Here is a 12942-nt window from a genome sequence, read left to right on the forward strand (position 1 = left end):
ATAGTAGGATGAAAGGCCGTCTTGCGGCCTGTCCCGTACCGTGAGGCTTAAAATGACTGCTGCTGCTGAAACCCTGTCCCCGATCAACTTTACCGACAGCGCCTGCGCCAAAGTGCGTGACCTGGTGGCTGAAGAAGGTAATCCTGACCTGAAACTGCGCGTGTTCGTCACCGGCGGTGGCTGTTCTGGCTTCCAGTACGGCTTTACCTTCGACGAGATTGCCAACGAAGACGACACCACCATCGAGCGCGAAGGCGTGGTGTTCCTGGTCGACCCGATGAGCTACCAGTATCTGGTCGGCGCCGAAATCGACTACCAGGAAAGCATCGAAGGTTCGCAGTTCGTGATCCGCAATCCGAACGCCGAGACCACTTGTGGCTGCGGCTCGTCCTTTTCGGTATAAGTACGGCATTGCCAGCACCTGAAACCCGGACCTGGTGTCCGGGTTTTTCAACTTCAGGGTTTCCAAGATGCAAAACAAGATGCCGCCCATCATCCTGCCCAAGATCGACTTCACCCGCGAGTTCGCCTTCAGCGACCAGGAGTTCGAGCGCATCCGGCAGCTGATCTACAAGGAAGCCGGCATTGCGCTGAACCCGACCAAGAAGGACATGGTCTACGGCCGCCTGGTGCGGCGCATCCGCGAGCTGAAGCTGAACGGTTTCGCCGCCTATATCGACTTCCTGCAGTCTATCGCCGGCAAGCGCGAGTTCGAGCAGTTCGTCAACGCGCTGACCACCAACCTGACCTTCTTCTTCCGCGAGGAGCACCACTTCCAGATCCTGGCGGAGCACCTGAAGAAGCTGGTCGGCAAGGGCGAGATCAATATCTGGTGTGCGGCCTCGTCGACCGGCGAGGAGCCGTACTCGATCGCGATCGCCGCCCTGGAGGCGCTGGGCAGCGGCCACCGCATCCAGATCCAGGCTACGGATCTCGATACCAGCGTGCTGGAGGTTGGCCGCAAGGGCATCTACAGCGCCGACAAGATCTCGCGCCTGCCAGCGGGGCATGCCGCGCGCTACTTCGACAAGCTGCCGGACGGCAATTACCAGGCCAAGGCGCAGCTGCGCGAGATGATCAGCTTTTCGCGGCTGAACCTGGTGGACGCCAGCTGGGCGCAGCGCAAGAGCTTCGACGCGATCTTCTGTCGCAACGTGATGATCTATTTCGACCGTGACACCCAGCTGGCGGTGCTGAAGAAGTTCCACCCGCTGCTGAAGGCGCACGGTCTGCTGTTTGTCGGTCACTCCGAGAACTTCTACTTCGCCGCCGACTATTTCACCCTGCGCGGCAAGACGGTGTACGAGCTGGCCAAGGCCCGGGCGTAATCGGGCGTACCGATATTCACGCGGGCAGCGCCCGCGGCAAGGAACAAGATGCAGGAAATGACCCCTTACGAACTGCTCGGCGGCGCCGGCGTGGTGCGTTGGCTGACCGACCGCTTCTACGACATCATGGACAGCGACCCGGCGGTGAAGCCGCTGCGCGACATGCACCCGGCGGACCTGACCGCCTCGCGCGAGAAGCTGTACATGTTTCTCTCCGGCTGGCTGGGCGGCCCGCCGCTGTTCATGGACACCTTCGGCCACCCGCGGCTGCGGCAGCGGCACATGCCGTTCGCGGTGGACGGCGAGGCGCGCGACCAGTGGATGAAGTGCATGACGCAGGCGGTGAACGAGCTGGTGTGCGAGGACTGGCTGAAGGCCAGGCTGCTGGAGGCGTTCTACAATACCGCCGACTTCATGCGCAATCGCGAAGGCTGAGCGATTGCCCATCCCAAAAACATTGCGGCCAACCTGGTATCAGGTTGGCCGCAATGTTTTTGCCGTGAGCGGGGTCGGTCAGCGCGGACGGTGGCCGCGTTCTATCATCACGCCGACGTGCTTCACGTCCGGCAGGATGTTGAGCTTGGTGACCGCCACCTTGGTCCACGGCGCGCCGAACTCCTCGCGCACCATGCGGGCGATGTGCTCGGCCAGCGCCTCGATCAGCAGGAAGTGCTGCTCGGCCAGCGACTGGCGGATGCGTTCCACCACCACGCCGTAGTGGATGGTGTCGCCAATGTCGTCGCTATGGCAGGGCACTTCGCTGGGGATGCCGATCTCCAGATCCAGCAAGATAGTCTGGGGCGCCAGGCGCTCCCAGTCATAAACGCCGATCACTGTCTCGGCGCGCACTTCGCGCAAAAATATGATGTCCATCGCTGCGGGCTTTGGGTTTACTGCCCGATACCGTAAAATGCCAAGTCTTGCATTCTAGTGGATAAGCCATGACCACAACAGCGTTTGCCTTTATTTTGGGCGCCTACCTGATCGGATCCCTGTCGTTTGCGGTGATTGTCACCCGTCTGATGAAGATGGACGATCCGCGCACCTACGGCTCGAAAAACCCCGGTGCCACCAATGTGCTGCGTTCCGGCAAGAAGCTGGCCGCGGTGCTGACGCTGCTGGGCGATGGCGTCAAGGGCTGGCTGGCGGTGTTCCTGGTCGCCAGCTTCGGCCCGGCCTACGGCCTGGGCGAGCAGCAGGTCGCCATGGCCGGTCTCGCGGTGCTGTTCGGCCACATGTGGCCGGTGTTCTTCGGCTTCAAGGGCGGCAAGGGTGTGGCCACCGCGGTGGGCGTGCTGCTGGCCTTCAACCCGTGGCTGGCGCTGGCGGCGCTCGCCACCTGGCTGTTCATGGCCTTCGTGGTGAAGATTTCCTCGCTGTCGGCCATCGTCGCCTGCGTGCTGGTGCCAGTGTACGCCTACTTCATCGTCGGCCCGCAGAGCGTCTACTTCGGCACCTGCATCATCATCGCCATTCTGGTGGTGCATCGCCACAAGTCCAATCTGGTGAACCTGCTCACCGGCACCGAGGACAAGATCGGCAAGCCGGACGAACAGGGCAAGTCCTGAACGTTGGCCGCAAACAAAAAGCCTGTCGTTACCGACAGGCTTTTTTGCGTATTGCTGGGCCTCAATCGCGGGCAAACAGCCTCAGTGCCGCTTCGCGCTGTACCGCATGGTCGACCACCGGTGCCGGATAGTCGCGGCCGAGCACAAAACCGGCCGGCAGCGCTTTCGCCAGCCACGGCGCATGGATCGCCTTGTCGTCCAGTGCCGCCAGCTCCGGCACGTAGCGGCGGATGAACTGACCCTTGGCGTCGAACTTTTCCGATTGCGTCACCGGGTTGAAGATGCGGAAGTAGGGCTGCGCGTCACAACCGGTGGACGCCGCCCACTGCCAGCCGCCATTGTTGGCCGCCAGGTCGAAGTCCAGCAGCTTCTGCGCGAAATAGGCCTCGCCCCAGCGCCAGTCGACCAGCAGGTCCTTGACCAGGAAACTGGCGGCGATCATGCGCAGGCGGTTGTGCATGTAGCCGCTGTGCTTGAGCTGGCGCATCGCGGCATCCACCAGCGGGTAGCCGGTACGCCCGTCGCACCAGGCCTCGAACAGCGCCGTGTCATTGGGGAAGGGCAGGCCGCGGTACTCCGGCTTGAAGCTGTCGCCTGCCACCGCCGGGAAGTGCCACAGCAGCTGCTGGTAGAACTCGCGCCAGATCAGCTCGTTCAACCAGCACTCCGCGCCTTCCGACGGCTCCGCCAGCGCGACCCGCACCGCCTCGCGTACCGACAGCGTGCCAAAGCGCAGGTGCGCCGACAGGTAGGACACGCCCTTCACCGCCGGAAAGTCGCGCAGCGTCTTGTAGTGCGCGATGCGGCGGTGGAAATCGTCCAGCAGCACCAGTGCGCCGCTGCGCCCGGTCTGCACCCGCAGCCCGTCCAGCGAAGCCTGACCGAAACCCAGCTCCGCCAGTGTCGGCAGCGGGCGCAGCGCGGCCGGCGTAGCCAGTGCGCCGCGCAAGGCGGTGCTGGCCTCCGCCAGCAGCGCCGGGTGAAAGCTCTGGCGCCAGCGCTTCATGTACGGGGTGTACACGGTGTAGGGCTTGCCCTGGCCGGTGAGCAGCTGGTCCTGCTCGAAAATCACCGTGTCCTTGTATAGCTGCAACTGGCCAAGGTTGGCCGCAAGCCGCGCCGCCACCTCCGCATCACGCTGCCGCGCGTATGGCTCGTAGTCGCGGTTGGCGTAGACGCTGCTGCAGCCCAGCTCGCGCGCCAGCGCCGGAATCTCGTGCACCGGATCGCCGTCCCGCCACAACAGCTCGCCGCCGGCGTCGCGCAGCGTTTGCTGCAATTCCGCCAGGGCGGCGTGGATGAAGACCAGGCGTTTGTCGTCCGGCGGCAGACTTGCCAGAATCCTGCGGTCAAACACGAACACGCAATGCACGCTGGCGCCGCTGCGCAAGGCGGCATTCAGCGCCGCGTTGTCGCTGGCACGCAGATCGCGGCGAAACCACATCAGAACGCTTGCTTGGCTCATGGTTTGGGCTGGTTTTGTGTGAAAAAACAACAGATATGCCAACTGTGATGAATTGTGTTGCGAAAAGGCGACTGCTGTTGTTTTTTGTATTTATCAACAAAAACAATGACTTGATTTGATTTTGTGTCGGGGTTGTATCCGGCGGCAACACAAATGCGTAAAGCGCTTTTGTTTTTTTGCAACGCCCCACTGTATATTGCCATCCAGAAACCGCCGCTTGACCGCGGTGGTCAAGACCGCCCCGCCAGGCCACAGGCCCCGGCAAAACACGGGCAGTTTACATGACCTCGAAAGGAACACACATGAAGAAGCTGATCGTTCTGGCTACTCTGGCTGCACTGCCAGCTGCTGCAATGGCTGACGTTGTTATCTCCGGTAACCTGGCTGTTGGCATCACCAACACCAAGGTTGACGGTACTGGCTCCATCAACACCGAAGACCGCACTTCCGGTGAAATCAAGTTCGCTGGCAAGGAAGACCTGGGCAACGGCCTGAAGTCCATCTGGCAGATCGCTTCCCGTATCAACCTGTCCGACAAGCAAGACAATGCTCGTGACAACGCTTGGTCCGGTCGTGACTCCTTCGTAGGCCTGCAAGGCGATTTCGGTACTGTTACCCTGGGTAACATCTACCACATGCCGACTTCCGGCGCGATGGCGATCTTCGAAGACAACTCCGCTTCCTTCAAGTCGGATCTGTATGACCAAGGCGATCGTATCAACAGCACCATCTCCTACAAGTCGCCGACTGTAGCTGGCTTCACCGCTGTTGTTCAACACTCCTTCGGTTCCAGCACCGCCAACGAACAAGCCAAACTGCATCAGCAAGCTCTGAGCCTGGCTTACGAAGGTGAAGGCTTCTCCGTATCCTACGATGGCGCTCGCGCTAAAGAAGATGCAAACAACACTTCCAAACTGCACGAGCTGAACGCTTCCGTGTCGCTGGATGCGCTGACTCTGATGGCTGGCTACGCACAAGGTAAAGACTCCGACGGCAAGCGTCGTGGCTACGGTCTGGCTGCTTCCTACACCATGGGCAACATCACTCCTAAGCTGGGCTTCTGGAAAGAAGGCGACTTCAAGAACGCAGACGGCTCCAAAGACAACGATGGCCACAAAGCTTACGCCGTTGGTGTTGAATACGCTCTGTCCAAGCGCACCCGCGCTGGTGTAGAACTGGCTAAAGCCAACTACGACGACAACGCAACTGCCGACGTACGTACCGCTACCGTTTACCTCGGTACCAAGTTCTAATCATCGCTTGATGGTTTGATCTGAAAAGGCTGCTTCGGCAGCCTTTTTTCATTGCAGCCGCCATCGCAAAGCGCTAGAGCCGACGGCAATGCCATCATTTGTTGCGCAGCGATGAATCCCGTCCCGTTTTCTTCGTATAATCGCCTCATCCTTTTCTGGCGAATAATGTCATGAGCACAGCAAGCATTTCCGGACTGGCACGTGCCCTGGTGCAGAACGAGCGGCTGGCGACGGCGGATGCCGAGGCGCTGTTCAAGCAGGCGCAGAGCACGCGGGTGAGCTTTGTCGAACTGCTGGTGCAGAGCAAGAAGATGAGCGCCATCGAGGTGGCGGTGTTTGCGGCCAACATGTTCGGCTTGCCCTTGCTGGATCTGGCTGCGCTGAGCCAGGACGGACTGCCGCGCAATCTGGTGGACGACGACACCGTCAACAACGGCCGCCTGCTGCCGTTGTACAAACGCGGCAACAAGCTGTTCATCGCCACGTCCGATCCGACGCAGGCGACGCTGTTCCACACCATCACCTTCAAGACCGGTCTCAGCATCGACCTGGTGGTGGTGGAGGACGACAAGCTGGCACGGGCGATCGGCCGCTATGCCAGCAATCCCAGCAAGGTGCTCAACGATCTGGCCGGCGACGAGTTCGGCGAGCTGCAGCTGACCGATGGCGATGCCCAGCTGGAGAGCGACAGCCTGCCGGATGTCGATGACGCGCCGGTGGTCAAGTTCGTCAACAAGGTGCTGATGGACGCCATCAATGGCGGGGCATCGGATATTCACTTCGAGCCCTACGAAAAGTTCTTCCGCATCCGCTACCGCATCGACGGCATCCTGAAGGAGGTTGCGCAGCCGCCGCTGGCCATCCGCGAGAAGCTGGCGTCGCGCATCAAGGTGGTGTCCAAGATGGACATCTCGGAAAAACGGGTGCCGCAGGACGGCCGCCTGAAGCTGGTGATTTCCAAGCACCGCGCCGTGGACTTCCGCGTCAGCACCTTGCCGACGCTGTACGGCGAAAAGATCGTGATGCGTATCCTCGATTCTTCCAGTGCCGCGCTGGACATCGAGCAGCTCGGTTTCGAGCCGGAGCAGAAGGAAATGTTGCTACGGGCGATCGAGCGGCCTTACGGCATGGTGCTGGTGACCGGGCCGACCGGTAGCGGCAAGACGGTGTCGCTATATACCTGCCTCAATATCCTGAACCAGCCGGACAGCAATATCTCTACCGCGGAAGACCCGGTGGAAATCAACCTGCCTGGTATCAACCAGGTCAATGTCAACGAGAAGGCCGGGCTGACCTTTGCCTCGGCGCTGCGCGCCTTCCTGCGTCAGGATCCGGACATCATCATGGTCGGCGAGATCCGCGATTTTGAAACCGCGGATATCTCGATCAAGGCGGCGCAAACCGGGCATATGGTATTTTCTACCTTGCATACCAATAACGCCCCAGCGACACTGACTCGGTTGCTGAACATGGGGGTGGCGCCGTTCAACGTGGCCAGTTCGGTATTACTGATCATGGCGCAGCGGCTGGCGCGACGGCTGTGCCCGCACTGCAAGGCTCCGGTCGACATTCCCGAAGCGGCCTTGCTGCGCGCAGGCTTCACCAAGGATGAGCTGGACGGCAGCTGGCAGCCGCACGGCCCGGTCGGCTGCGAGGAGTGCCGCGGCAGCGGTTACAAGGGGCGGGTCGGCATCTACGAGGTGATGCCGATCACCGATGCGATGGTGCGCTTGATCATGAGCGGCGGCAACGCGATGGATATCGCCGACCTCGCGCGGCAGGAGGGCATGGTCGACTTGCGCCATGCCGGCCTGCTGAAGGTAAAGCGCGGCCTGACGTCGCTGACTGAAATCGAAGCCGTTACCAACGAATAACAGACAAGCGATCACTATGCCCACGCCAAGCAAGAAGCCGGCCTCCCACGTCTTTGTCTGGGAAGGACGCGACCGGGCCGGCAAGGCCATCCGCGGCGAGATCCGTGCCGAATCGGAAACCGTCGCCCGTGCCCAGTTGCGACGCCAAGGGGTCAGCCCGACCAAGCTGAAGAAGCGCAGCGCCAGCCTGCGGCAGCGCATCACCGAGAAGGATGTCGCGCTGTTTACCCGCCAGCTGGCGACGATGATGAAGGCCGGCGTGCCGTTGTTGCAGGCCTTCGATATCGCGGCCAAGGGCCACAGCAATGCCGCCTTCGTGCGCATCCTGCTGGATGTGCGCTCGGAGGTCGAATCCGGCAGCAACCTGGCCGATGCCTTCCGCAAGTACCCGCTGTACTTCGACAAGCTGTTCTGCAACCTGATCGCCGCCGGCGAGGCGGGCGGGGTGCTGGATGCCCTGCTGGACAAGCTGGCGACCTACAAGGAAAAGGTGATCGCCATCAAGGGCAAGATCAAGTCGGCGATGATCTATCCGGCGGCGATTATCGCTACCGCCTTCATCATTACCGCGGTGATCCTGATCTACGTGATTCCGGCGTTCAAGGAACTGTTCTCCAGTTTTGGTGCCGATCTGCCGGCGCCGACGCAGATCGTGATCTGGCTGTCCGACCTGTTCGTCGAGTACTGGTGGATGGTGTTCGGCTCCATCGCGGTGGTGATCATCGGCACTGTCAAGCTGTACCAGCGCTCACCCAAGATGCAGGCGTCGCTGGACCGTTTCGTGCTGAAGGTGCCGGTGATCGGCGACGTGGTGCGCAAGGCGACCATCGCGCGCTGGGCGCGGACGCTGTCGACGCTGTTTACCGCCGGCGTGCCGCTGGTGGAGGCGCTGGACTCGGTGGCGGGCGCGGCCGGCAACCAGGTGTATGCCGATGCCACCAAGGTCATCCAGTCGGATGTCAGCGCCGGTTCAACCCTCAACAACTCGATGCAGCGCTCCAACCTGTTTCCCAATATGGTGCTGCAGATGACCTCGATCGGTGAGGAGTCCGGCTCGCTCGACTCCATGCTGGACAAGGTGGCGGATTTTTATGAAGACGAGGTCGATAATGCGGTGGCGTCGCTGTCCAGCTTGCTGGAGCCGATGATCATGATCATTCTCGGGGTGTTGATTGGTGGCTTGGTGATTGCGATGTACATGCCGATCTTCCAGATGGGGCAGGTGGTCGGTTGATGCTGGGACTATTGACGGAGCTGCCGTTCGGCGGCCAGGTGGCGATTGCGGCACTGCTGGGCCTGCTGCTCGGCAGCTTTCTCAACGTGGTGATCTACCGTCTGCCCTTGATGCTGGAGCGGCGCTGGGCGGCGGAGTGTGCGCAGTGGCAGGGTAGCGAGTTGCCGGAACAGCCGCCATTCAACCTGCTGGTACCGGCCTCGGCCTGTCCGCATTGCCAGGCGCCGATCCGCGCGTGGCAGAACATCCCGTTGTTGAGTTTCCTGTGGCAGCACGGTCGCTGCAGCCATTGCCGGGCGCCGATTTCCTGGCGTTATCCGCTGGTGGAGTTGGCCAGCGGCCTGCTGTTTGCCGGCTTTGCCTGGCACTACGGCCTGTCGCCGTGGTGGCTGGTGGCCTCGCTGTTTTCGGTGACGCTGCTGACGCTGGCGCTGATCGATGCGCGTACCCAGCTGTTGCCGGATGACCTGACCCTGCCCTTGCTGTGGGCCGGCCTGCTGTTCAATCTGTGGAGTGGGCGGGTGCCGCTGGCGGATGCGGTCATGGGCGCGGTGCTGGGTTACCTGGCCTTGTGGTCGGTGTACTGGCTGTTCAAGCTGGTGACCGGCAAGGAGGGCATGGGGTACGGGGACTTCAAGCTGCTGGCGGCGCTGGGGGCCTGGCTGGGCTGGATGCTGCTGCCGCTGGTGATCCTGCTGTCGTCGGTGCTGGGGGCGGTGTTCGGCATCCTGTTGCTGCTGCTGTCGAAACATGAAAAAGGCCAGACCATGCCTTTCGGGCCGTATCTGGCGCTGGCCGGCTGGTGTGCCTTCGTGTGGGGGCCTGCCATCATGCAGTGGTATCTCGGTGTCTAGCCCGGTGGTCGGCCTGACCGGCGGCATCGGCGCCGGCAAGAGTACCGTCGAGGCGATGTTTGCCAGGCTGGGCATCCCCTGTGTCGATACCGACCGCATCGCGCATCAGCTGACCGCCGCCGGTGGTGCCGCGATACCGGCGCTGGTGGCGCAGTTCGGTGCCGCGATCCAGACGCCGGAAGGCGCGCTGGACCGTGCCGCGATGCGGCAGAAGGTGTTCGCCGATGCCGGCGAGCGGCAACGGCTGGAAGCCATCCTGCATCCGCTGATCCTGGCGGAAAGCCTGCGGCAGTTGGCATTGCAACGGGCGCCCTACGTTCTGCTGGCGGTGCCGCTGCTGTTTGAAACCGCCGCTTATCGAAACCTGGTGGCCGAAACGCTGCTGGTGGATTGCGAGCCGCAATTGCAGCGCGAGCGGGTGATGCAGCGCAGCGGCCTGACGGCGGAGCAGGTGGACGCCATCATTGCCGCGCAGATGCCGCGCGAACAGCGGCGGGCACTGGCGGATGCCGTGCTTGATAATAGTGGCGATTTGGCGCTATTGTCGCTTCAAGTCGAGAACAAACATCGTTATTATCTGCAACGTTTCGCTGCGGCCAACCTTGCTACCCCTTCAAATTCTGTGGATCCGGCGCTGTGACTAGTTTCGAGTTTCCTGTTACCGAACGTACCAGAACGCTGCTCCGACTGGAGCAGCTCTACCAGCGCCTGGCTTTCTTCATCGCACAGGACGAGCCGTACCAGCATCACGCCGCCCTGATGGCGTTGTTCGAGGTGCTGGAAGCGGCCGGTCGTACCGAGCTGAAGTCTGAGCTGCTGCAGGAGCTGGAGCGGCAGAAGCAGGCACTGGAGAGCTGGCGCGAAAGCCCGGCCATCGAACAGGTGGCGCTGGAGCAGGTACTGGACGAGATCGAGCTGGCGTCGCAGCACCTGCTGGAACTGAGCAGCCGCTTTGGCCAGCATCTGCGCGAGAACGAGTGGCTGATGGCGATCAAGCAGCGCTCCATCATTCCCGGCGGCACCTGTTCCTTCGACCTGCCGTCCTATCACCTGTGGCTGCAGCAGCCGGTGGCGCAACGTCGCGCCGACCTGCAGCGCTGGTCGCTGCCGCTGATGCCGACGGCGCAGGCGGCGGCCATCCTGCTGAAACTGCTGCGCGACAGCGGCAAGCATTTTTCCTATGTCGCGCGCCGTGGCGCGTTCCAGCAGATGTCCGGCGGCAAGGTGGTGCAGCTGATCCGCGTCAGTTTTGACGAGCGCTACCAGGTGGTGCCGGAAGTCTCCGCCAACAAGTACGCGCTGAATATCCGTTTTGTCGATGCCGGCACCGGCGAGGTGCGTTCGCGCCAGGTGGAGCAGGATATCGAGTTCACCCTGACCTTTTGCAAGTTCTGATTTCCGATGACCTCACCCACGATTGTTCCCTGTCCGCAATGCAAGACCCCGGTGACCTGGGGACCGGACAGCCCGTACCGCCCGTTCTGCAGCGAACGCTGCAAGCTGATCGACCTCGGCCAGTGGGCCGACGAACAGTACCGGGTGCCGGCGACGCCGGACCTGCCGTTCGACGACCATCCCGATTGAGTGCAGAGTGCCAGCCAGCAAAAAGCCGTTGCCCGCAAGGCAACGGCTTTTTTCATTGCCAGCCGGTGATTCAGATGCGGGCCAGCACCGCACCCTGCGCAAAATACTGGCGCACGCCAGACATGATCGCCTCCGCCATCTGCTGCTGGAAGGCCGGGCTGACCAGTTTCCTTTCTTCCTCGTAGTTACTGATGAACGCGGTTTCTACCAGGATGGAGGGAATGTCCGGCGCCTTGAGCACGGCAAAGCCGGCCTGCTCCACCTGCGGCTTGTGCAGGCGGTTGAGGTTGCCCATCTTGCCGAGCACCGACTTGCCCAGCTTGAGGCTGTCATTGATGGTGGCGGTCTGCGTCAGGTCGAACAGGGTGTGGGCGAGGTAGCGGTCCTTGCCGCTGATCTTGACGCCGCCGATCAGGTCGGCGTCGTTCTGGCTCTTGGCCAGCAGCCGCGCCACGCTGCTGGTGGCGCCGTTTTCCGACAGCGCGAACACCGAGGAACCGTTGGCGCTGCGGTTGGCGACGGCGTCGGCGTGAATGGAGATGAACAGGTCGGCGCCGAGCTTGCGTGCCTTGGCCACGCGCACCCCCAGCGGAATGAACACGTCCTCGTCGCGCGTCAGGTGCGCCTTCATGTTCTTTTCGCCGTCGATCAGCTTCTTTAGCTGGCGGCTGATGCGCAGTACCACGTCTTTTTCATAGACACCGGACGGGCCGACGGCGCCCGGGTCTTCGCCGCCGTGTCCCGGGTCGATCACCACGGTAATGATGCGGTTCTTGTCGGCGCGGCCCTTGCTGCCCAGCGGCGCCTGCTCGTTCAGCTGCCCCTTGTTGTAGTCCTGCAGCAGCGCCAGCAGCGGGTCGTCCTGCTGGCCGCTGGCCGGGTACAGGTCCACCACCAGCCGGTGCCGGTACTCGCCGATCGGCTGCAGCGAGAAGATCTGCGGCTTGACCTCGTTGCGCAGGTCCAGCACCAGGCGTACGGTGTTGCTGTTGAACTGGCCGGCGCGCGCGGTCTGGATGAAGGGGTCGGCGCCCTGGATCTGCTTGTTGATGTCCTGCAGGATGCCGGTCAGCTGCACGCCTTCCAGGTCGATCACCAGCCGGTTCGGCTCGGCGAGGCTGAAATGCTTGTAGCGGATGGCTTCGCTGGCCTCGATGGTGACGCGGGTGTAGGTCGACGACGGCCACACCCGTACCGCCACGATCTGGCTGCTGCTGGCGAAGCCGATGCGGCTGACGCTCAGGAAAAACGTGGCCGCGGCGGCGCCGATCAGCTGGCGGCGGCGGGAGTCGCAAGGCGGGAGAGACATTGGTGTCCTGTTTCGCTAAAGGCTTGAAGACGATAGTTGCGACTAGCGTCGCAGACCGAGAGTTCCAGCACCAGGTCGGCGGGCGGCAGACAGGCGCCGGCCTTGTCCGGCCATTCGACGATGCACAGCGTGTCGGCGGCAAAGTAGTCGCCAAAGCCGGCGTCGTGCCACTCGTCCGGATCGGCAAAGCGGTACAGGTCGAAGTGGTGCACCGTGAGCGGCGGCAGGCTGTAGCTTTCCACCAGGGTGTAGGTCGGGCTCTTAACGCGCCCCTGATGACCCAGCGCCTGCAGCAGGCCGCGGGTGAACGTGGTCTTGCCGGCGCCGAGGTCGCCGTGCAGTTGCAGCTGGATGCCGCCGTGCAGCACGGCGGCCAGGGTGGCGCCCAGTTGCAGGGTGGCGCTTTCATCGGCAAGGAAGCCTTGCCGCAGGCTGGTATCATCCGTTGCCATGAGTGAAATATCCTGTAAAAG

Annotated in this window: 15 protein-coding genes; 11 read left to right on the top strand and 4 right to left on the bottom strand. The window is 62.3% G+C overall.

Annotated features, from left to right (window positions below; genetic code table 11):
• Positions 1-52 precede the first annotated feature (52 nt).
• The 3 genes from erpA (at position 53) to IE100_RS12290 (ending at position 1763) form a co-directional block, all read left to right on the top strand.
• On the top strand, positions 53-403 hold the full coding sequence (gene erpA / locus IE100_RS12280; RefSeq protein WP_120809234.1) for an iron-sulfur cluster insertion protein ErpA: 351 nt from the start codon (positions 53-55) through the stop codon (positions 401-403).
• Positions 404-470: 67 nt separating this feature from the next.
• The gene (locus IE100_RS12285) at positions 471-1328 is read left to right on the top strand and encodes a CheR family methyltransferase (RefSeq protein ID WP_189374580.1); all 858 of its coding nucleotides are present in this window, start codon (positions 471-473) and stop codon (positions 1326-1328) included.
• 57 nt (positions 1329-1385) lie between these two features.
• Positions 1386-1763 carry a group II truncated hemoglobin gene (locus IE100_RS12290; protein ID WP_229800366.1) on the top strand — a complete coding sequence of 126 codons (378 nt, stop codon included), beginning with the start codon at positions 1386-1388 and terminating at the stop codon, positions 1761-1763.
• A gap of 78 nt (positions 1764-1841) precedes the next feature.
• Here IE100_RS12290 and IE100_RS12295 read toward each other — a convergent pair whose 3' ends face one another.
• Entirely contained in the window at positions 1842-2201 is a 360-nt protein-coding gene (locus IE100_RS12295; RefSeq protein WP_047966955.1) for a dihydroneopterin aldolase, read from the bottom strand.
• Positions 2202-2269: 68 nt separating this feature from the next.
• Here IE100_RS12295 and plsY point away from each other — a divergent pair, with 68 nt between their 5' ends.
• Positions 2270-2896 (top strand): glycerol-3-phosphate 1-O-acyltransferase PlsY, encoded by a 627-nt coding sequence (plsY, locus tag IE100_RS12300; RefSeq protein WP_189374583.1) that lies wholly within the window; start codon positions 2270-2272, stop codon positions 2894-2896.
• Between the two features lie 61 nt (positions 2897-2957).
• On the opposite strand, the gene IE100_RS12305 is transcribed toward plsY, so the two are convergent.
• Entirely contained in the window at positions 2958-4361 is a 1404-nt protein-coding gene (locus IE100_RS12305) for a cryptochrome/photolyase family protein (RefSeq protein WP_189374585.1), read from the bottom strand.
• Positions 4362-4663: 302 nt separating this feature from the next.
• On the opposite strand from IE100_RS12305, the gene IE100_RS12310 reads away from it, so the two are divergent.
• The 7 genes from IE100_RS12310 (at position 4664) to yacG (ending at position 11160) form a co-directional block, all read left to right on the top strand.
• Entirely contained in the window at positions 4664-5614 is a 951-nt protein-coding gene (locus tag IE100_RS12310) for a porin (protein ID WP_189374587.1), read from the top strand.
• Positions 5615-5784: 170 nt separating this feature from the next.
• Complete coding sequence (gene pilB / locus IE100_RS12315) at positions 5785-7488, top strand: type IV-A pilus assembly ATPase PilB (protein ID WP_189374588.1); 1704 nt, start codon at positions 5785-5787, stop codon at positions 7486-7488.
• A 16-nt stretch (positions 7489-7504) separates the two neighbouring features.
• Positions 7505-8722: a type II secretion system F family protein gene (locus IE100_RS12320; RefSeq protein WP_189374590.1), complete on the top strand. Its 1218-nt coding sequence runs from the start codon at positions 7505-7507 to the stop codon at positions 8720-8722.
• On the top strand, positions 8722-9576 hold the full coding sequence (locus tag IE100_RS12325) for a prepilin peptidase (protein ID WP_189374593.1): 855 nt from the start codon (positions 8722-8724) through the stop codon (positions 9574-9576). Before IE100_RS12320 ends, IE100_RS12325 begins: the two co-directional genes overlap by 1 nt.
• Positions 9569-10216, top strand: a complete 648-nt coding sequence (gene coaE, locus IE100_RS12330; protein ID WP_229800367.1) for a dephospho-CoA kinase — start codon at positions 9569-9571, stop codon at positions 10214-10216. The genes IE100_RS12325 and coaE overlap by 8 nt, the downstream gene beginning before the upstream one ends.
• Positions 10213-10971, top strand: a complete 759-nt coding sequence (gene zapD / locus IE100_RS12335) for a cell division protein ZapD (RefSeq protein ID WP_189374596.1) — start codon at positions 10213-10215, stop codon at positions 10969-10971. Before coaE ends, zapD begins: the two co-directional genes overlap by 4 nt.
• 6 nt (positions 10972-10977) lie before the next feature.
• A complete protein-coding gene (gene yacG / locus IE100_RS12340) occupies positions 10978-11160 on the top strand; it encodes a DNA gyrase inhibitor YacG (protein WP_189374598.1) in 183 nt (60 codons plus the stop codon).
• A 70-nt stretch (positions 11161-11230) separates the two neighbouring features.
• On the opposite strand, the gene IE100_RS12345 is transcribed toward yacG, so the two are convergent.
• The gene (locus IE100_RS12345) at positions 11231-12469 is read right to left on the bottom strand and encodes an N-acetylmuramoyl-L-alanine amidase (protein WP_189374600.1); all 1239 of its coding nucleotides are present in this window, start codon (positions 12467-12469) and stop codon (positions 11231-11233) included.
• A complete protein-coding gene (gene tsaE / locus IE100_RS12350; RefSeq protein WP_189374602.1) occupies positions 12430-12921 on the bottom strand; it encodes a tRNA (adenosine(37)-N6)-threonylcarbamoyltransferase complex ATPase subunit type 1 TsaE in 492 nt (163 codons plus the stop codon). Before tsaE ends, IE100_RS12345 begins: the two co-directional genes overlap by 40 nt.
• Positions 12922-12942 lie beyond the last annotated feature (21 nt).

Origin of the sequence: Vogesella alkaliphila, from assembly GCF_014652475.1 — a bacterium.
Lineage (GTDB): Bacteria > Pseudomonadota > Gammaproteobacteria > Burkholderiales > Chromobacteriaceae > Vogesella > Vogesella alkaliphila.

Bases quoted from the DNA above. Each gene is read 5' to 3' on its own strand.
- erpA (WP_120809234.1), top strand. From the start codon at position 53: ATGACTGCTGCTGCTGAAACCCTGTCCCCGATCAACTTTACCGACAGC.
- IE100_RS12285 (WP_189374580.1), top strand. From the start codon at position 471: ATGCAAAACAAGATGCCGCCCATCATCCTGCCCAAGATCGACTTCACC.
- IE100_RS12290 (WP_229800366.1), top strand. From the start codon at position 1,386: ATGACCCCTTACGAACTGCTCGGCGGCGCCGGCGTGGTGCGTTGGCTG.
- IE100_RS12295 (WP_047966955.1), bottom strand. From the start codon at position 2,201: ATGGACATCATATTTTTGCGCGAAGTGCGCGCCGAGACAGTGATCGGC.
- plsY (WP_189374583.1), top strand. From the start codon at position 2,270: ATGACCACAACAGCGTTTGCCTTTATTTTGGGCGCCTACCTGATCGGA.
- IE100_RS12305 (WP_189374585.1), bottom strand. From the start codon at position 4,361: ATGAGCCAAGCAAGCGTTCTGATGTGGTTTCGCCGCGATCTGCGTGCC.
- IE100_RS12310 (WP_189374587.1), top strand. From the start codon at position 4,664: ATGAAGAAGCTGATCGTTCTGGCTACTCTGGCTGCACTGCCAGCTGCT.
- pilB (WP_189374588.1), top strand. From the start codon at position 5,785: ATGAGCACAGCAAGCATTTCCGGACTGGCACGTGCCCTGGTGCAGAAC.
- IE100_RS12320 (WP_189374590.1), top strand. From the start codon at position 7,505: ATGCCCACGCCAAGCAAGAAGCCGGCCTCCCACGTCTTTGTCTGGGAA.
- IE100_RS12325 (WP_189374593.1), top strand. From the start codon at position 8,722: ATGCTGGGACTATTGACGGAGCTGCCGTTCGGCGGCCAGGTGGCGATT.
- yacG (WP_189374598.1), top strand. From the start codon at position 10,978: ATGACCTCACCCACGATTGTTCCCTGTCCGCAATGCAAGACCCCGGTG.
- IE100_RS12345 (WP_189374600.1), bottom strand. From the start codon at position 12,469: ATGTCTCTCCCGCCTTGCGACTCCCGCCGCCGCCAGCTGATCGGCGCC.
- tsaE (WP_189374602.1), bottom strand. From the start codon at position 12,921: ATGGCAACGGATGATACCAGCCTGCGGCAAGGCTTCCTTGCCGATGAA.